Genomic DNA, 17938 nt, shown 5'->3' with positions numbered 1-17938 from the left:
TAACCTGGTCTAACAGCAGTATGTGTCTGAGGTTGTGCAGGCGTTATCTGCGACGCTACAATAACCGAGTTGGTTTATATCGATGTGCTCACCCGGCTACCACCGGGCATAAAAAAACCTCGCATGTGCGAGGTTTTTTTATTTCGTCCGCCTTAGTAAGCGTTAACCACCACCCACATTGGCCCCTGGCCGACGGCGTAACGCCCCTTCTCTTCCAGCAGCCCCTGCTCGCCCTGAATCTCATACAGCGCGATATGGTGCGATTTTTGCCCCGCCGCAATCAGGAACTTACCGCTGTGATCGACGTTAAAGCCGCGCGGCTGGATCTCGGTCGGCTGGAAGCCTTCGATTGCCAGCACGCTGCCATCTTCGGAGACGCTGAAAATGGTGATCAGGCTTGAAGTACGGTCGCAGGTATAGAGGTGGCGTCCGTCAGGGGTGATGTGAATATCCGCCCCCCAGCGGGTATCGGTGAAGTCCGCTGGCATCATGTCCAGCGTCTGCACGCACTCGATGTTGCCGTGCGGATCGCGCAGCGCCCAGACGTCCACCGAGCAGTTCAGCTCATTCACTACGTAGGCGTACTGCTGATTCGGATGGAAGACCATATGACGCGGGCCCGCACCTTCAACGGTGGTCACTTCTGCCGGCGTTTGCGCTGCCAGCTTGCCGTCGTCGCCCAGCGTGAACAGGCAGATACGATCCTGTTTCAGCGCCGGTACCCACAGGGTGCGGTTATCCGGGGAGATATTGGCCGAGTGGCAACCTTCCAGCCCCTCAACTACGTCAACAGTCTCCGTCGGAATACCGTCATCCAGGCGGGTCACGCTTACGCAACCGGCATTGTAAGAGCCGCTAAAGATAAAGCGTCCCTGCAGATCGGTTGAGATATGGGTCGGGCTACCCGGCAGGGCGGCTTCGGCCGTGTAAGTCAGGGCCCCATCGTCAGGAGAAATACGGTACGCCAGCACGCAGAACTCCGGACGCACACCCACATACAGGAAACGTTTATCCGGGCTGATCACCATCGGCTGAACCTGGCCGGGAACATCGACGACCTGAACCAGGGTGAGTGTACCTTCGGGATTCAGACGCCAGACATGGATCTGCTGGCTTTCAGGACTGGCGGTATAAACGGTTTGTTTCATGAATGCTCCTTTCCTCACTGCGCGTAAAAGTAATGTACCAGGATAGTCTTTTTTAACGGTGAATGCTGAATTTTAACCAGGAATTTTGCAGCGTTAGTTACGCGGTGTACCATCTGCACATCCTGCCATTTCAACATTAACCCGGAATATCAAATGACCTCGCGTGTGATTGCACTGGATTTAGACGGTACGCTATTAACCCCGCAAAAAACCCTGCGCCCCTCTTCCCTCGACGCCCTGAAGCGTGCCCAGGAGGTGGGATATCAGCTCCTCATCGTGACGGGTCGACATCATGTTGCGATCCATCCTTTTTATCAGGCACTGGCGTTAGATACACCTGCAATTTGTTGTAATGGCACCTATTTGTATGATTATCAAGCAAAAAAGGTTCTGCAGGCCGATCCGCTTCCGGTTCCCCAGGCGCTGCAACTGATTGATCTACTCGATGAACATGCCATTCACGGCCTGATGTATGTCGACGACGCGATGGTTTACGAACGCCCGACCGGGCATGTGATCCGCACCAGCAACTGGGCGCTGTCGCTGCCGGAAGCGCAGCGTCCGGTGTTCACCCAGGTGCCGTCACTGGCCCAGGCGGCCCGGGACGTTAACGCCATCTGGAAATTTGCCCTGACCGATGAAGACACCACTAAGCTGAATGCCTTCGCTAAACACGTCGAGCAGACGCTGGGGCTGGAGTGCGAATGGTCCTGGCACGATCAGGTGGACATCGCCCGCAAAGGCAACAGCAAGGGCAAACGCCTGGCGCAGTATGTGGAATCCATCGGCGGGTCAATGAAGGACGTCATTGCCTTTGGCGATAATTACAATGACATCAGCATGCTGGAAGCGGCCGGAACAGGAGTGGCGATGGGAAATGCCGACGACGCCGTCAAAGCGCGCGCCAACATTGTGATTGGCGACAACACCACCGACAGCATCGCTCAGTTTATCTATACCCATCTGCTGTGATCAGGTGGTGATCGACACGCTCTTGATCTGCGCGTAGAGCCAGAGGCCAGGCTTGATCCCCAGTTCATCCCTGGCCCACGGGCTGATGCGCGCCCACAGCGTGCGGCTGCCAATTTCCAGCTGGACCTCAACCTGGCCGTTATCGTCGTAACACTGGGCCACTTTGGCGCGCAGAATGTTACGGATACTGCTCTGTAACGGCGGCTGTAGCACCAGCGAGACGTCCGACGCCTGAATGCGGATGCGCAGATTGGTTTGCAGCGGTTTATCCAGCTTGTTGACCCAGACATGCTGATCGCCGATGGCCAGCGCGGTCATGGCGTAGTGCGGATGGTGCTCCAGCACGCTCACCTTCAGAATGCTGCTCTGCTGCTCCTGCGGGAGCCATGGATGCATCACGCTGCTGCCCCACACCTCTTCCAGATTACCGAATGCCTTCACGCTGCCGTTTTCCAGCACCAGCACCTTATCGGCCAGATGCAGGATTTCGTCCAGCGAGTGGCTGACGTACAGCATTGGAATATTGATTTCGCGCGCCAGGCGTTGCAGATACGGCAGCAGCTCACGCTTGCGGGGAATATCGAGCGAGGCCAGAGGTTCATCCAGCAGCAGCAGTTCCGGGGCGGTGAGTAGCGCTCGGCCTATCGCCACCCGCTGCTTTTCGCCACCCGAGAGCGACGACGGCAGCCGGTCAAGCAGATGCTCAATGCCCAGCAGGGCCACCAGCTTATCAAACTGCCCGGCCATGCTTTTCGCCATGCCGTAGCGCAGGTTGCCCAGCACTTTATAGTGAGGAAACAGCCGCGCATCCTGGAAAACATAGCCAATCCGGCGCTTTTCCGGCGCCAGATAAATGCGCTTTTCCACGTCGTTCAGCACCCGATCGTTCAGCACAATCCGCCCGGACTGGGGCCGGGTCAGGCCGCTTATGGCGTTGATAAGCGACGTCTTCCCCGCCCCCGAGACGCCAAAAATGGCGGTGATCCCGCTGGCGGGCAGGGTTTCGTTGAGGGTCAGACAGTGTTCGCCCAGAGTCTGGGTGAAATTGAGTTCCAGCATATTCAGCTCCCCATCCGTTCACGGCTCAGGCGGGCCAGCCATTCCGATACCAGCAGCGACACCATCGCCAGCACAATGGAGATAATGCACAGACGCGCGGCGGCACCTTCGCCACCGGGCGTCTGAATCAGGGTATACATCGCCGACGGGATAGTGCGCGTTTCGCCGGGGATGTTGGAGACGAAAGTAATGGTCGCGCCAAACTCGCCCAGCGAGCGGGCAAAGGCCAGCACGGTGCCGACAATAATGCCCGGCAGCGTCAGGGGAAGCGTGATGGTCAGGAAGACGCGCCAGCGCCCGGCACCCAGCGTGCGGGCGGCCTGTTCAAGCTTCATGTCGACCCCTTCCAGCGCCAGGCGGATCGCCCGCACCATCAGCGGGAACGACATCACCGCCGCCGCCAGCACCGCACCGCGCCAGCTGAAGGCAAAGCTGAGGCCAAACCAGTCGTACAGTCGTTCTCCGATAAACCCGCGGCGCCCCATGGCGATGAGGAGCAGGTAACCGACCACCACCGGCGGCAGCACCAGCGGCAAATGCAACACACTGTCGAGGAGCGCTTTGCCTGGAAATTTACAGCGAACCAGTAACCAGGCGAAGAAGACCCCAAAGGGCAAACTCAATGCAACCGCGAGGGAAGAGACTTTCAGGCTCAGCAGCACGGCCTGCCATTCAGGATCGGTCAATATCATTCGTGAGTCGTAAATCCGTAACGTTTAAAGATTGCCGACGCCTGCGGCCCCTTCAGATAGTCGTAAAAGGCGCTGACGGTGGCGTTTTTATGTCCATCGACGATGGCAACAGGATATTCCACTTTCTTATGGGAGTCTTCCGGGAAGGTCCCCACCACTTTCACCCCTTTTCCGGCGACGGCATCGGAACCGTAGACGATACCCAGCGGCGCTTCGTTGCGCTCCACCAGCGCCAGGGCGCCACGCACGTCTTCCGCCGGTGCCAGTTTAGGTGACAGCGTCTCCCAGGCCCCCAGTTTTTGCAGCGCCTCTTTGGCATAAATGCCGGCAGGCACATGTTCCGGGTCACCCACCGCCAGACGCCCCTCTTTCAGCAGGCTGGTCCAGTTGGTCTCTTTGTTGATGGCGATCTCACCCTGGGTGCTCTCTTTTGGTGCCACGACCACCAGGCTGTTACCCAGCAGGGTTTCACGGCTGGCCGTATCAATCGATTTTTTCTCGACGGCGTAATCCATCCACTTCTGATCGGCAGAGATGAACAGGTCGGCAGGCGCGCCCGCTTCAATCTGACGCGCCAGGGTCGAGGAAGAGGCAAACGACGACACCACCTCGACGTTTTTCTCTTTTTTATACTCCGCAGCAATATCCTGCATCGCATTGGTCAGGGATGCTGCCGCGAAGACGGTAATTTTACCCTCATCCGCCAGCGCATGCCCGGTCAGGGTGAGCGTCAGCGTTGCCCCAGCAATAAAGCGTAAGCCAGTACGTGTCATCGTTAACTCCTTTGAGTGTCGTTATATAACGGGAAATATAACGATAACTATAAGGTTTTCCCAGCGTTAAATCGTACCGATCGGGGAGTAAATCAAATTGATGCCAAAAATAATATCGGCGCGGAGGGGGGAAACTTGAGGGCAAAACGCCCGGCGGAACCGGGCGTTTTTACAGGAAATTAATGCTGTTTTTTCGGCTGTTTTCTGTGGCCGATATTGGAAAAGATGTTGAACACCTCACCCAGGCCGTAGATGGCACCGAGAATGATAGCCATCACCACTGGCACCATGATCACGGCGAATACCAGACTTTTAAGCAACTCTAACATGGCTTACTCCAGACAATGTGAATGCCTTATTCTAACCGGAAAAGCGAGAATTACATCCCCTTTTGTGCGGTACAGTTTGCGCCCGGAACGAATTACGTCACAATAACCCTTTTGCCAGGACATTGTTATGCAGGCCGAAATTCTCCTCACCCTACGTCTTCAGCAAAAACTGTTTGCCGATCCCCGCCGCATCGCCCTGCTCAAACAGATTGCGCAAACCGGCTCCATCAGCCAGGGGGCGAAGAACGCCAGCATTAGCTATAAAAGCGCCTGGGATGCCATCAATGAGATGAATACCCTCAGCGAGCAGACCCTGGTCGATCGCGCGACCGGCGGCAAAGGCGGCGGCGGTGCAATCCTCACGCGCTACGGGCAGCGGCTGATCCAGCTCTATGACCTGCTGGCGCAGATCCAACAGAAAGCCTTCGATGTCTTAAGCGACGACGACGCCCTGCCGCTGGACAGTCTCCTCGGTGCTATCTCGCGTTTCTCCTTGCAGACCAGCGCCCGCAACCAGTGGTTTGGCACCGTCACCGCCCGCGATGACGATCATGTCCAGCAGCATGTGGATATTTTGCTTGCCGACGGCACCACCCGCCTGAAAGTGGCCATTACCGCCCAGAGCGGCGAACGGCTGGGGCTGGATGAGGGCAAAGAGGTGCTGGTGCTGCTAAAAGCGCCCTGGGTCAGCATCACCCAGAACAGGGAAATGGCGCGCCAGGCGGATAACCAGCTGCCGGGGATCATTAACCATATCGATCGTGGCGATGAGCAGTGCGAAGTGCTGATGACCCTGCCCGACGGCCAGACGCTCTGCGCCACCGTGCCTGTCGCCCAGAGCCAGGGTCTGGAAGAAGGTGCTGAGGCAACGGCATATTTTAATGCTGACCGGGTGATTATCGCCACGTTGTGCTAAGCGCATTGACATTCGCGTCGACACTGGGTATCCCTGATGCTTATTGCTGCAGAAAATGGGATAGATCATGTCATCATTGCAAATTTCGCAAGGCACGTTTCGTCTTAGCGATACCCGAACGCTCACGCTCGCGGATTTTACGCTCAATGCCGGTGAAAGCTGGGCGTTTGTTGGCAGTAACGGCAGCGGCAAGTCTGCTCTCGCCCGGGCGCTGGCCGGGGAGCTGACGCTGCTGAAAGGCGAACGCCAGAGCACCTTCACGCGCCAGACCCGCCTCTCCTTTGAACAGCTGCAAAAACTGGTCAGCGACGAGTGGCAGCGCAACAACACCGACCTGCTCAGCCCTGGCGAAGAGGATACCGGCCGCACGGCCGCTGAGATCGTCCAGGACGAGATCAAAGACGAGGCCCGCTGCCGCCAGCTGGCGGAACAGTTCGGCATCGCTCACCTGCTGGACCGACGCTTTAAATACCTCTCGACCGGGGAAACCCGCAAAACGCTGCTGTGCCAGGCCCTGATGGCCGAACCCGAACTGCTGATCCTCGATGAGCCTTTTGACGGCCTGGATGTGAAATCGCGCGGGCAGCTGGCGGATCTGCTGGCCTCGCTCAATCAGCAGGGTTACACCCTGGTGCTGGTGCTGAACCGTTTTGACGAGATCCCCGATTTTGTGCAGAACGCCGGGGTACTGGCCGATTGCAGCCTGACGGCGGTGGGTGAAAAAGCGGCCCTGCTGAACCAGGCCCTGATTGCCCAGCTGGCGCACAGTGAAAAACTGAACGGCGTCACCCTGCCCGAGCCGGATGCCCTCTCTGCGCGCCATGGCCTGCCGCAGGATCAACCGCGGATTGTGCTCAATGACGGCGTGGTGTCGTATGACGATCGCCCGATTCTTGACCATCTCAGCTGGACGGTGAATCCCGGGGAGCACTGGCAGATTGTCGGCCCTAACGGCGCGGGTAAATCGACCCTGCTAAGCCTGATAACCGGCGATCATCCCCAGGGGTACAGCAACGATCTCACCCTCTTTGGCCGCCGTCGCGGCAGCGGCGAAACCATCTGGGATATCAAAAAGCATATCGGCTACGTCAGCAGCAGCCTGCATCTTGACTACCGCGTTAGCACCACGGTGCGCAACGTTATCCTGTCGGGTTATTTCGACTCTATCGGGATTTATCAGGCGGTTTCCGACAAGCAGCACAAGCTGGCGCAGCAGTGGCTGGATATTCTCGGGATGGATAACCGGGTTGCGGATGCCCCGTTCAGCAGCCTGTCGTGGGGCCAGCAGCGGCTGGCGCTGATCGTGCGCGCCCTGGTGAAACACCCGACCCTGCTGATCCTCGACGAGCCCTTGCAGGGGCTGGATCCGCTCAACCGTCAGCTGATTCGCCGCTTTGTGGATGTGCTGATCAGCGAAGGGGAGACGCAGCTGCTGTTCGTCTCTCACCACGCAGAAGATGCTCCCGCCTGTATCACCCACCGACTCGAGTTCGTCGCCGACGGCGAGCGCTACCGCTACCAGACGGGCCGGGTCTGACATCCTGACGGGGGCCACGCCCCCGCTTTTTTCGGATAACCTGCAACATCCCTTAGCGCACGCTTTGATTTACAATCCTTTTTTAGCTGGAGAGCAGCCTTGCTTCAGGGAGTGTAAACGATTCCACTATTTTATCCCATGTCACACTTTCCTGCTCTCTGTTATGCTAGGATTATCTCATACCACAAGCCTAATGGAGCGAAATATGCGAGTTCTGGTAACAGGTGGTAGCGGTTACATAGGAAGTCATACCTGTGTGCAACTGCTGCAAAATGGCCACGACGTCATCATCCTTGATAACCTGTGCAACAGTAAGCGCAGCGTGCTGCCGGTCATGGAACGCCTGGCCGGTAAACAGCCTGCCTTTGTCGAAGGCGATATTCGTAACGAAGCGCTGATGACCGAGATCCTGCACGATCACGCCATTGACGCGGTGATCCACTTTGCCGGGCTGAAAGCCGTGGGCGAGTCGGTGTCGAAGCCGCTGGAGTATTACGATAACAACGTCAACGGCACGCTGCGTCTGGTCTCCGCCATGCGCGCGGCGGGCGTGAAAAACTTCATCTTCAGCTCCTCCGCCACCGTCTATGGCGACCAGCCGCAAATTCCTTATGCCGAAAGCTTCCCGACCGGGACGCCGCAAAGCCCGTACGGTAAAAGCAAGCTGATGGTGGAACAGATCCTCACCGACCTGCAAAAAGCCCAGCCGGACTGGAGCATCGCCCTGCTGCGCTATTTCAACCCGGTGGGCGCGCATCCGTCAGGAGATATGGGCGAAGATCCGCAGGGTATTCCGAATAACCTGATGCCGTACATTGCCCAGGTCGCAGTGGGACGTCGTGATTCGCTGGCGGTATTTGGTAACGACTACCCAACCCCGGACGGCACCGGCGTGCGCGACTACATTCATGTGATGGATCTCGCAGACGGTCACGTGGCGGCCATGCAGCAGCTGGCCGATAAACCAGGCGTCCATATTTACAACCTCGGCGCAGGCGTCGGCAGCAGCGTGCTGGATGTGGTTAACGCCTTCAGCGCCGCCTGCGGCAAGCCGGTGGCGTATCACTTTGCCCCACGTCGCGACGGCGATCTGCCCGCCTACTGGGCGGATGCCACCAAGGCCGAGAAAGAGCTTAACTGGCGTGTTTCGCGCACGCTTGATGAAATGGCACAGGATACCTGGCGCTGGCAGTCTCGCCACCCGCAGGGTTATCCAGACTAAGGATCTGTCATGACCCAATTTAACCCTGTCGATCACCCACATCGTCGCTTTAATCCGTTAACCGGGCAGTGGATCCTGGTCTCGCCGCATCGCGCCAAGCGCCCCTGGCAGGGCGCGCAGGAGACGCCAGCGCAACAGACGCTGCCGCAGCACGACCCTGACTGCTTCCTCTGTCCGGGGAATACCCGCGTCACCGGGGATATTAACCCCGATTACAAAGGCACCTTTGTTTTCACTAACGACTTTGCCGCCCTGATGACCGACACGCCGGACGCGCCGCAGAGTGACGATCCGCTCCTGCGCTGCGAAAGCGCGCGCGGCACCAGCCGGGTGATCTGCTTCTCGCCGGACCACAGCAAAACCCTGCCGGAACTGAGCGTTGAGGCCCTGACCGAGGTGGTGCAAACCTGGCAGGAACAGACCGCCGAGCTGGGACAGACCTACCCCTGGGTGCAGGTCTTCGAGAACAAAGGCGCGGCGATGGGCTGCTCCAACCCCCATCCGCACGGCCAGGTATGGGCTAACAGCTTTATGCCTAACGAAGTGGAGCGGGAAGATCGCCTGCAAAAAGCCTATTTCGCCGAGCAGCAATCGCCAATGCTGCTGGACTATGTCCAGCGCGAGCTGGCCGACGGTAGCCGCACGGTCGTAGAGACCGAACACTGGTTAGCCGTGGTGCCTTACTGGGCGGCGTGGCCATTCGAAACGCTGCTGCTGCCGAAAGCCCACGTCCTGCGGATCACCGATCTGAGCGAAGCCCAGCGCAGCGATCTGGCCCTGGCGCTGAAAAAACTGACCAGCCGTTATGACAATCTGTTCCAGTGCTCTTTCCCGTACTCCATGGGCTGGCACGGCGCGCCTTTCAATGGCGAAGAGAATCAACACTGGCAGCTGCACGCCCACTTTTATCCGCCGCTGCTGCGCTCTGCGACCGTACGTAAATTTATGGTCGGTTACGAGATGCTGGCGGAAACCCAGCGTGACCTGACGGCGGAACAGGCCGCAGAACGCCTGCGTGCAGTGAGTGATGTCCATTTTCGCGAATCCGGAGAATAACAATGAGTCTGAAAGATAAAACCCACGCCCTGTTTGCTGAAAAATTCGGCTACCCCGCCACTCACGCGATTCAGGCCCCAGGCCGCGTTAACCTGATCGGCGAACACACCGATTACAACGACGGTTTCGTTCTGCCCTGTGCCATTGATTACCAGACGGTAATCAGCTGTGCGAAACGCGACGACCGCAAGGTGCGCGTGCTGGCGGCCGATTACGACAACAAGATCGACGAATTCTCGCTGGATGCGCCTATTGTTGAGCACGACAGCCAGCAGTGGTCGAACTACGTTCGCGGCGTGGTAAAACACCTCCAGAAGCGCAACAAAAACTTTGGCGGCGCGGATCTGGTGATCAGCGGCAACGTGCCGCAGGGGGCGGGATTGAGTTCCTCCGCCTCGCTGGAAGTGGCGGTCGGCACCGTCTTCCAGCAGCTGTATCACCTGCCGCTGGACGGCGCGCAGATCGCCCTCAACGGCCAGGAAGCAGAGAACCAGTTTGTCGGCTGCAACTGCGGCATTATGGATCAGCTGATCTCGGCGCTGGGCAAAAAAGGCCACGCGTTACTGATCGACTGCCGCTCGCTGGGCACCAAAGCGGTCAGCCTGCCGAAAGGCGCGGCGGTGATTATCATCAACAGTAATTTCAAACGCACCCTGGTCGGCAGCGAATACAACACCCGCCGCCAGCAGTGTGAAACCGGTGCGCGCTTCTTCCAGCAGTCCGCCCTGCGTGACGTCTCGCTTACCGAGTTCAATAAGGTGGCGCACGAGCTGGATCCGGTGGTCGCGAAACGCGTTCGTCACGTCCTGACTGAAAACGCCCGTACCGTGGAAGCAGCGACCGCGCTGGAGAAAGGCGACCTGCGTCGAATGGGCGAGCTGATGGCCGAGTCGCATGCCTCCATGCGGGATGACTTCGAAATCACCGTGCCGCAAATCGACACCCTCGTGGAGATTGTCAAAGCGGCAATTGGCGAGCAGGGCGGCGTGCGTATGACCGGGGGTGGCTTCGGTGGCTGCGTGGTGGCGCTGGTGCCGGAGGCGTTAGTCCCGGTGGTTCAGCAAGCCGTTGAGCAGCAGTATGAAGCTAAAACCGGTATCAAAGAGACCTTCTATGTTTGCAACGCCTCACAAGGAGCTGGCCAGTGCTAAACGAAACACCTGTTCTCGCCCCTGACGGCCTGCCGTACCGCCTGTTAACCCTGCGCAATAGCGCAGGGATGGTGGTGACGCTGATGGACTGGGGCGCCACGCTGCTTTCCGCCCGCGTCCCGATGCGTGACGGCAGCGTACGCGAGACCCTGCTCGGTTGCGCATCGCCTGAGCAATACATTGAACAAACTGCGTTCCTTGGCGCCTCGGTGGGTCGTTATGCCAACCGTATCGCCAAAAGCCGCTTTGAGCTGGACGGCGAGCACTATGCGCTGCTGCCGAGCCAGGGCGAAAACCAGCTGCATGGCGGGCCGGACGGCTTCGACAAGCGTCGCTGGCGCATTGTGCAGCAGAACGATAGCGAAGCGCTGCTGACTCTCCACTCCCCGGATGGCGATCAGGGCTATCCTGGCAACTGTGAGACGAGCGTCCATTATCGCTTAACGGAAGATAACCGGATCGCCATTACGTATCGCGCTACGGTGGATAAACCCTGCCCGGTCAACCTGACCAACCACGCTTACTTCAACCTCGACGGCGATTGCAGCGACGTGCGTAACCACAAACTGCAACTGTTGGCCCAGCGCTATCTGCCGGTCGATGAAATGGGCATCCCACAGGAAGGGTTAAAAGCGGTGGCGGGCAGCAGCTTTGATTTCCGCACCACCAAGGCTATCGCCCAGGATTTCCTGGCGGATGACGATCAGCGCAAGGTGAAAGGTTACGATCATGCGTTCCTGCTTGATGCCGAGGGCGACCTGAGCCAGCCTGCGGCGCACCTGTGGTCGGCCGATGACAAGCTGCAGATGACGGTCTATACCACCGCCCCTGCCCTGCAATTTTATTCCGGTAACTTCCTCGACGGTACGCCAGCGCGCGAAGACGGTGAGTACCAGGCCTGGCAAGGCCTGGCGCTGGAAAGCGAGTTCTTACCCGACAGCCCAAATCATGCGGAATGGCCGCAGCCCGACTGCATTCTGCGCCCGGGCGAAGAGTACATCAGCGTCACGGAATATCAGTTTATTGCGCAATAAAAACCGGCCCTCTCTCAGGAGGGCTTTTTTTTGTCCATCTTGCTGAAAATAGCGCCGGTTACGGACAAAATCACAACCCCTCATTCACAAGCATCTTACACTGCGACACTATTTTCGCTATGGTTAGGGTTAAGCGTTGCCCGCGGCTGAGCTGCGGCAATATAATGAGAATTGTTATCATTCAAGTAATGCTTGTTCTGGAGGAGTAAAATATGGCTGTAACTAAGCTGGTTCTGGTACGTCATGGCGAAAGCCAGTGGAACAACGAAAACCGTTTTACCGGTTGGTATGATGTTGACCTGTCTGAGAAAGGCGTTGGCGAAGCGAAAGCGGCGGGTAAACTGCTGAAAGATGAAGGCTTCAGCTTCGATTTTGCTTATACCTCCGTGCTGAAACGTGCCATCCACACCCTGTGGAACGTGCTGGACGAACTGGATCAGGCCTGGCTGCCGGTTGAGAAATCCTGGAAACTGAACGAGCGTCACTACGGTGCGCTGCAGGGTCTGAACAAAGCAGAAACCGCAGAAAAATACGGTGACGAGCAGGTTAAACAGTGGCGTCGCGGCTTCGCGGTCACCCCACCAGAGCTGACCAAAGATGACGAGCGCTATCCGGGCCACGACCCGCGTTACGCGAAACTGACCGATGCTGAACTGCCACAGACTGAAAGCCTGGCGCTGACCATCGATCGCGTTGTGCCTTACTGGAACGAAACCATCCTGCCACGCCTGAAAAGCGGCGAGCGCGTGATCATCGCTGCTCACGGTAACTCCCTGCGTGCGCTGGTGAAATACCTCGATAACATGGGTGAAGACGAGATCCTCGAGCTGAACATCCCAACCGGCGTACCGCTGGTATATGAGTTCGACGAAAACTTCAAACCAATCAAGCACTACTATCTGGGTAACGCTGACGAAATCGCGGCTAAAGCTGCGGCCGTTGCGAACCAGGGTAAAGCCAAGTAATAAAAAAGCCCGGTCGCGATGACCGGGCCTTATGTTCTGAGTGCCGGATAACTATCCGGCATTTTTTTAGCCGCGACGGGCTTTTACCGCGTTCGCCAGCTGGCGCAGTACCGTTTCGGTATCGTCCCAGCCGATACAGGCATCGGTGACGCTCTTACCGTAAACCAGCGGCTCGCTGCCTTCCAGATTCTGATTGCCTTCCACCAGGTGGCTTTCAATCATCACCCCGATAATCGCCTTTTCGCCGCCCGCAATCTGCTGGCAGACATCGGTACTAACGTCCATCTGCTTTTTGAACTGCTTGCTGGAGTTGGCATGGCTGAAGTCGATCATCACCTGTGCAGCCAGACCTGCTTTGTCCAGACCCGTCTTCACTTCCGCCACGTGAGCCGCGCTGTAGTTAGGCTCTTTGCCGCCGCGCAGGATGATATGGCAGTCGCCATTACCGCTGGTATTGACGATCGCGGAGTGACCCCATTTGGTGACGGAGAGGAAACAGTGCGGTGCCCCGGCAGCATTGATGGCGTCGATCGCCACTTTGATGGTGCCATCGGTGCCGTTTTTAAAGCCGACCGGACAGGAGAGCCCGGATGCCAGCTCGCGGTGAACCTGAGACTCGGTAGTACGTGCGCCAATGGCGCCCCAGCTCATCAGGTCTGCCAGATACTGCGGGGTAATCATGTCGAGGAACTCACCCGCCGCAGGCAGGCCGCTGTCGTTGATATCCAACAGCAGCTTACGGGCGATGCGCAGACCGTCGTTGATCTGGAAGCTGCCGTCCATATGCGGATCGTTGATCAGCCCTTTCCAGCCCACGGTGGTGCGTGGTTTTTCAAAGTAGACGCGCATGACGATTTCCAGCTCATCCTTCAGCGCCTCGCGCAGCGTCAGCAGACGCGACGCGTACTCTTTCGCTGCAGCAGGATCGTGAATGGAGCACGGACCGATTACCACCAGCAGACGATCGTCATTGCCTTTCAGGATCTTATGGATCGCTTTACGGGCATGAGAAACGGTATTGGCGGCATTTTCGGTGGCAGGAAATTTCTCAAGGAGCGCTACAGGAGGTAATAACTCGTTGATCTCTTTAATACGTAAATCGTCATTCTGATAATTCATGTTCTTTCCGCGTTGCCATATTTTTATAAACGAATGCAATCCCTTCAATCTATCTTGTCAGTCAGGAAGTGTAAACTCGCTTTTACACTACGCACAGATAAATCCTGGAATTCGCTTAAAAAACGCCACAAAGTAGCGAAAAACGAGAACCACCCTAAACTTTTTAACTGTATGCACTGCATTTTTTAAATTTATTGCGATTACATACTGACCTAAGTATTGATCATGGCATCTTTAACCACTGAGCACCGTATCGATTTCGCATATGCACTGTGGAAAGAAGTTATCCAGAACATAACGACCAGAACAGGAGCAGCATGATGAAAATGACTAAACTCGCCACCCTTTTCCTGACCGCGTCCCTCACCATGGCAAGCGGTGCAGCACTGGCTGCTGACACAGCCTCCGGCTCTGACAGCAATAACGGTCAGGCTAATGCCGCCGCTGATGCTGGTGCAGTAGCGCCTGATGCGCGCCAGAATATTGCCCCAAACAATACCGGCAATAGCCAGATTAATACCGGTTCTGGCACTACCGGAACCACAGGTAGTGGCGGTAGCGGAACCATGCTTAACCCAGATGGCACCAACGCCACCACCAACGGTACGACTAACGGTACCGGTAACAGCTCTACCACTGGTGGCTCTAACTCCATTATGGGTAATGATGATCCAAGCAAGATGGGTAATGACGGCATGAGCAAGGATGAGCAGCACAAAAACTCGATGTGTAAAGACGGTAAATGCCCGGATCAGTCCGGTAAAGTCGATAAAGAGAAAACCCACGAAGAACAAAAAACTGATGGCACTACCCAGTAATTACCGGGTATTGCAGTTGTAATAAAGGAGAGCTTCGGCTCTCCTTTATTTTTTGTGTAAGATGTTAAAAACGCTACACTTACAAAAATAATGGACCTGGACATCATACATGGCGCACTCCCACTCACATGCCCCTTCTTCGCAGGATCAAAATGCTAAACGCTTAATGCTGGCGTTTGGCGTAACCGCCGCCTTTATGGTCATTGAGGTGATCGGCGGGTTGGTTTCCGGATCGCTGGCGCTGCTGGCCGATGCCGGACATATGTTGACGGACGCAGCAGCTCTGCTGTTTGCGCTGCTGGCGGTCGTCTTTGCCCGTCGCCCTCCAACACATGGCCGCACCTTTGGCTGGCTGCGCCTTACTACCCTTGCTGCATTCATCAACGCTATCGCACTGGTGTTGATCACCATTTTGATTGTCTGGGAAGCCTTCCAGCGTTTCCGCCATCCTCAGCCTGTCGCGGGAGTCACCATGATGGTGGTGGCGGTCGCCGGACTGATCGCCAATATCCTGGCGTTCTGGATTTTGCATCGCGGCAGTGAAGAGAAAAACCTCAACGTGCGAGCGGCAGCGCTGCACGTGCTGGGGGATCTGCTGGGTTCAGTAGGGGCCATCGCCGCGGCGCTGGTGATCCTCTGGACGGGCTGGACGCCGATCGACCCGATACTGTCGGTTTTAGTCTCGTGTCTGGTGTTACGCAGTGCCTGGCGGTTACTGCGGGAGAGCGTAAACGAACTGCTGGAAGGAGCCCCGGCGTCGCTGGATATTCCGGCCCTGAAGCGCAACTTAACGCGGTCCATTCCTGAAGTGCGTGATGTGCACCATGTACACGTCTGGATGGTGGGAGAAAAACCGCTGATGACGCTGCATGTTCAGGTCATTCCTCCCCACGATCACGATGCGTTACTGGGGCGTATCCAGCATTTTCTGGAGCACCATTACGCCATTGCGCACAGCACCATCCAGATGGAATACACCCCCTGTAACGGACCGGACTGCCACCTCAACGAGATCCAGTCCGGCCACGCCCATCATCATCACCATTAACGTGCCAGCGCGTGGGAACCTCGTTCACGCGCGCTGTTAATCCACATCCTGCTGCCGTTGAGGGCAATAAAGGTGAGGATCATATACTCCAGCGACATGGCATAGACGCCCTGCAGGGCGAAGATCACCACGCTTATCACATTAATGATCACCCACAGTAGCCAGTTTTCGACATATTTGCGGGTCATCAGGATCATGGCGGCAATCGACAGAACCATCATGCACGAATCCCAGAACGGGAAGGCATCGGGCTGCAGCTCCGGCAGGGTGACGTTCAAGCCCAGGCTGCTCATCACCGACACCGCCACGCGGGTCAGGAAAGCGAACACCGGATCGATATAGAGCGTCATCAGGCCGATAGCCACCACGCAGGCGGCCAGCCAGCCGATGGCTTTCGGCAGCGGCAGCCAGCGGATCTGCAGTTCCGCCTCCTGCTGACTGTTCTGCCGCGACCAGGCGTACCAGCCATAGATATTGGCCACGAAGAAGAACAGCTGTAGCAGCAGGCTGGCATACAGCTGGATCTGGAAGAAGATAATGGCGAACAGCGTAACGTTCACCAGGCCAAACGCGTAGTTAACGATCTTCTCCAGGCTGGCGAGCCAGATACAGAGCAGACCGGCTATCGTCCCGACGGCTTCAATCCATGACAAGTCATAGCCGCCGGTACCAATCGGTATATGTACCAGAATGTTTTGCGTGCTAAAAAAATCCATCTTCTTCCCTCAGCGTTACGTTACGTTGCTTAAGGACGTAGTGTAGCCGCAAAATCCAGCATCCGGTTAAGCGGAATTAACGCCCCTTCCCGCAGCACCGCGTCGACATGGATCTCATGCGCTGTGCCGCCCGACTCCAGCCCCTCGGCAATGGCCTTCAGTCCGTTCATCGCCATCCACGGACAGTGGGCACAGCTGCGGCAGGTTGCCCCCTCGCCCGCCGTCGGCGCTTCCAGCAGCTCTTTCTCCGGTACCGCCTGCTGCATCTTGTAGAAGATGCCGCGATCGGTCGCCACAATAAGCTGGCGATGCGGCAGCGTTTTTGCGGCAGCGATCAGCTGGCTGGTTGAACCGACGGCATCCGCCATATTGACGATCGCCTGAGGTGACTCCGGGTGAACCAGCACGGCGGCATCCGGGTAAAGGGCTTTCATGCGCTCCAGGGCCTGGGTTTTAAACTCGTCATGAACGATACAGGCTCCCTGCCAGCACAGAATGTCTGCCCCGGTCTGCTTCTGGACGTAGTTACCCAGATGTTTGTCCGGTGCCCAGATGATTTTCTCGCCCAGGCTGTCGAGATGCTCAATCAGTTCCACGGCGATGCTGGAGGTCACCACCCAGTCGGCACGCGCTTTGACGGCGGCAGAGGTGTTGGCGTAGACCACTACCGTTCTGTCCGGATGGGCGTCGCAGAAGGCGGTGAACTCGTCGATCGGGCAGCCTAAATCCAGCGAGCACTCCGCATTCAGGGTCGGCATCAGGATGGTTTTTTCCGGGCTGAGGATTTTTGCCGTCTCGCCCATAAAACGCACCCCGGCTACCAGTAGCGTCGAGGCCGGATGTTTTGCACCGAAGCGCGCCATCTCCAGCGAGTCCGAAATGCAGCCTCCGGTCTCTTCAGCAAGCTGCTGAATTTCCGGATCGGTGTAGTAATGGGCCACCATCACCGCATCTCGCTCTTTAAGAAGACGCTTGATCTTCTCGCGATAGAAGTGCTTTTCATCCTGGCTCAGCGGGACAGGTTTTGGCGGGAAGGGATAGATAGCGGCTTCAGGATCAAACATCACACTCATTTTGGCTTCTCGTTTTACTGGCTTAACAAATTTGCCTTGCTTAAGCGATGATGACAAAAGTGACGGCAATTGTGTTTTATATACTAAACAAGATAGCGAATTCGCGGATAAAAGTCACACCAAAAGCGAGTCAGTAGCATTTGTTGGATGAATCGCGCAGGGAGATGTTTTTGTAGGCCTGATAAGCGCAGCGCCATCAGGCATGTATTTCAGGCGCAGAAATAACAGATAGCAAAAAGGCGCCTTTAGGGCGCCTTTTTACATTGGTGGGTCGTGCAGGATTCGAACCTGCGACCAATTGATTAAAAGT

18 protein-coding genes are annotated in these 17938 nt (G+C 57.0%); 10 read left to right on the top strand and 8 right to left on the bottom strand.

What is annotated here, in order from left to right:
* Window positions 1-152: 152 nt before the first annotated feature.
* Window positions 153-1148 (bottom strand): 6-phosphogluconolactonase, encoded by a 996-nt coding sequence (pgl, locus tag V7Q49_RS22035; protein ID WP_333855209.1) that lies wholly within the window; start codon window positions 1146-1148, stop codon window positions 153-155.
* Between the two features lie 153 nt (window positions 1149-1301).
* Between pgl and V7Q49_RS22030 the strand changes: the two genes are divergently transcribed.
* Entirely contained in the window at window positions 1302-2120 is an 819-nt protein-coding gene (locus tag V7Q49_RS22030) for a pyridoxal phosphatase (RefSeq protein ID WP_333855207.1), read from the top strand.
* Here the strand turns inward: V7Q49_RS22030 and modC are convergent, their stop codons facing one another.
* From modC to V7Q49_RS22010, 4 genes are all read right to left on the bottom strand, one after another.
* Window positions 2121-3179: a molybdenum ABC transporter ATP-binding protein ModC gene (gene modC, locus V7Q49_RS22025; RefSeq protein ID WP_156263232.1), complete on the bottom strand. Its 1059-nt coding sequence runs from the start codon at window positions 3177-3179 to the stop codon at window positions 2121-2123.
* Window positions 3180-3181: 2 nt separating this feature from the next.
* Window positions 3182-3871 carry a molybdate ABC transporter permease subunit gene (gene modB, locus V7Q49_RS22020; RefSeq protein WP_333855204.1) on the bottom strand — a complete coding sequence of 230 codons (690 nt, stop codon included), beginning with the start codon at window positions 3869-3871 and terminating at the stop codon, window positions 3182-3184.
* Window positions 3868-4644 (bottom strand): molybdate ABC transporter substrate-binding protein, encoded by a 777-nt coding sequence (modA, locus tag V7Q49_RS22015; protein WP_333855203.1) that lies wholly within the window; start codon window positions 4642-4644, stop codon window positions 3868-3870. Before modA ends, modB begins: the two co-directional genes overlap by 4 nt.
* A gap of 179 nt (window positions 4645-4823) precedes the next feature.
* Window positions 4824-4973, bottom strand: a complete 150-nt coding sequence (locus V7Q49_RS22010) for an AcrZ family multidrug efflux pump-associated protein (RefSeq protein ID WP_039029358.1) — start codon at window positions 4971-4973, stop codon at window positions 4824-4826.
* 127 nt (window positions 4974-5100) lie between these two features.
* Here V7Q49_RS22010 and modE point away from each other — a divergent pair, with 127 nt between their 5' ends.
* From modE to gpmA, 7 genes are all read left to right on the top strand, one after another.
* Entirely contained in the window at window positions 5101-5889 is a 789-nt protein-coding gene (gene modE / locus V7Q49_RS22005) for a molybdenum-dependent transcriptional regulator (protein ID WP_333855199.1), read from the top strand.
* A 67-nt stretch (window positions 5890-5956) separates the two neighbouring features.
* On the top strand, window positions 5957-7426 hold the full coding sequence (modF, locus tag V7Q49_RS22000; RefSeq protein ID WP_333855197.1) for a molybdate ABC transporter ATP-binding protein ModF: 1470 nt from the start codon (window positions 5957-5959) through the stop codon (window positions 7424-7426).
* 205 nt (window positions 7427-7631) lie between these two features.
* Window positions 7632-8648, top strand: a complete 1017-nt coding sequence (gene galE / locus V7Q49_RS21995; RefSeq protein ID WP_333855195.1) for a UDP-glucose 4-epimerase GalE — start codon at window positions 7632-7634, stop codon at window positions 8646-8648.
* 9 nt (window positions 8649-8657) lie between these two features.
* Entirely contained in the window at window positions 8658-9704 is a 1047-nt protein-coding gene (gene galT / locus V7Q49_RS21990) for a galactose-1-phosphate uridylyltransferase (RefSeq protein WP_333855193.1), read from the top strand.
* Between the two features lie 2 nt (window positions 9705-9706).
* On the top strand, window positions 9707-10855 hold the full coding sequence (gene galK, locus V7Q49_RS21985) for a galactokinase (RefSeq protein WP_333855191.1): 1149 nt from the start codon (window positions 9707-9709) through the stop codon (window positions 10853-10855).
* A complete protein-coding gene (gene galM / locus V7Q49_RS21980; RefSeq protein WP_333855189.1) occupies window positions 10849-11889 on the top strand; it encodes a galactose-1-epimerase in 1041 nt (346 codons plus the stop codon). The genes galK and galM overlap by 7 nt, the downstream gene beginning before the upstream one ends.
* 212 nt (window positions 11890-12101) lie before the next feature.
* On the top strand, window positions 12102-12854 hold the full coding sequence (gpmA, locus tag V7Q49_RS21975; protein ID WP_032617105.1) for a 2,3-diphosphoglycerate-dependent phosphoglycerate mutase: 753 nt from the start codon (window positions 12102-12104) through the stop codon (window positions 12852-12854).
* A gap of 66 nt (window positions 12855-12920) precedes the next feature.
* Here the strand turns inward: gpmA and aroG are convergent, their stop codons facing one another.
* Window positions 12921-13973, bottom strand: coding sequence for a 3-deoxy-7-phosphoheptulonate synthase AroG (gene aroG, locus V7Q49_RS21970; RefSeq protein ID WP_333855187.1), 1053 nt, complete (start codon window positions 13971-13973; stop codon window positions 12921-12923).
* A gap of 320 nt (window positions 13974-14293) precedes the next feature.
* On the opposite strand from aroG, the gene V7Q49_RS21965 reads away from it, so the two are divergent.
* Both V7Q49_RS21965 and zitB read left to right on the top strand, forming a co-directional pair.
* The gene (locus tag V7Q49_RS21965; protein ID WP_333855307.1) at window positions 14294-14791 is read left to right on the top strand and encodes a protein YbgS; all 498 of its coding nucleotides are present in this window, start codon (window positions 14294-14296) and stop codon (window positions 14789-14791) included.
* Window positions 14792-14900: 109 nt separating this feature from the next.
* Window positions 14901-15839, top strand: a complete 939-nt coding sequence (gene zitB / locus V7Q49_RS21960; protein WP_333855185.1) for a CDF family zinc transporter ZitB — start codon at window positions 14901-14903, stop codon at window positions 15837-15839.
* On the opposite strand, the gene pnuC is transcribed toward zitB, so the two are convergent.
* Entirely contained in the window at window positions 15836-16555 is a 720-nt protein-coding gene (gene pnuC / locus V7Q49_RS21955; RefSeq protein ID WP_333855183.1) for a nicotinamide riboside transporter PnuC, read from the bottom strand. The genes zitB and pnuC overlap by 4 nt on opposite strands.
* A 29-nt stretch (window positions 16556-16584) precedes the next feature.
* Window positions 16585-17628: a quinolinate synthase NadA gene (gene nadA / locus V7Q49_RS21950; protein ID WP_333855181.1), complete on the bottom strand. Its 1044-nt coding sequence runs from the start codon at window positions 17626-17628 to the stop codon at window positions 16585-16587.
* Window positions 17629-17938: the final 310 nt, after the last annotated feature.

Origin of the sequence: Leclercia sp. (genome assembly GCF_036780805.1) — a bacterium.
Classification (GTDB): Bacteria; Pseudomonadota; Gammaproteobacteria; order Enterobacterales; family Enterobacteriaceae; genus Enterobacter.
Note: the sequence above shows the minus strand (reverse complement) of the source record. Positions and strands in the feature narration are given on the sequence as shown.

Bases quoted from the DNA above. Each gene is read 5' to 3' on its own strand.
- V7Q49_RS22010 (WP_039029358.1), bottom strand. From the start codon at position 4,973: ATGTTAGAGTTGCTTAAAAGTCTGGTATTCGCCGTGATCATGGTGCCA.
- modA (WP_333855203.1), bottom strand. From the start codon at position 4,644: ATGACACGTACTGGCTTACGCTTTATTGCTGGGGCAACGCTGACGCTC.
- zitB (WP_333855185.1), top strand. From the start codon at position 14,901: ATGGCGCACTCCCACTCACATGCCCCTTCTTCGCAGGATCAAAATGCT.
- modB (WP_333855204.1), bottom strand. From the start codon at position 3,871: ATGATATTGACCGATCCTGAATGGCAGGCCGTGCTGCTGAGCCTGAAA.
- modC (WP_156263232.1), bottom strand. From the start codon at position 3,179: ATGCTGGAACTCAATTTCACCCAGACTCTGGGCGAACACTGTCTGACC.
- galK (WP_333855191.1), top strand. From the start codon at position 9,707: ATGAGTCTGAAAGATAAAACCCACGCCCTGTTTGCTGAAAAATTCGGC.
- modE (WP_333855199.1), top strand. From the start codon at position 5,101: ATGCAGGCCGAAATTCTCCTCACCCTACGTCTTCAGCAAAAACTGTTT.
- nadA (WP_333855181.1), bottom strand. From the start codon at position 17,628: ATGAGTGTGATGTTTGATCCTGAAGCCGCTATCTATCCCTTCCCGCCA.
- galT (WP_333855193.1), top strand. From the start codon at position 8,658: ATGACCCAATTTAACCCTGTCGATCACCCACATCGTCGCTTTAATCCG.
- gpmA (WP_032617105.1), top strand. From the start codon at position 12,102: ATGGCTGTAACTAAGCTGGTTCTGGTACGTCATGGCGAAAGCCAGTGG.
- aroG (WP_333855187.1), bottom strand. From the start codon at position 13,973: ATGAATTATCAGAATGACGATTTACGTATTAAAGAGATCAACGAGTTA.
- V7Q49_RS22030 (WP_333855207.1), top strand. From the start codon at position 1,302: ATGACCTCGCGTGTGATTGCACTGGATTTAGACGGTACGCTATTAACC.
- galE (WP_333855195.1), top strand. From the start codon at position 7,632: ATGCGAGTTCTGGTAACAGGTGGTAGCGGTTACATAGGAAGTCATACC.
- pnuC (WP_333855183.1), bottom strand. From the start codon at position 16,555: ATGGATTTTTTTAGCACGCAAAACATTCTGGTACATATACCGATTGGT.
- V7Q49_RS21965 (WP_333855307.1), top strand. From the start codon at position 14,294: ATGAAAATGACTAAACTCGCCACCCTTTTCCTGACCGCGTCCCTCACC.
- pgl (WP_333855209.1), bottom strand. From the start codon at position 1,148: ATGAAACAAACCGTTTATACCGCCAGTCCTGAAAGCCAGCAGATCCAT.
- modF (WP_333855197.1), top strand. From the start codon at position 5,957: ATGTCATCATTGCAAATTTCGCAAGGCACGTTTCGTCTTAGCGATACC.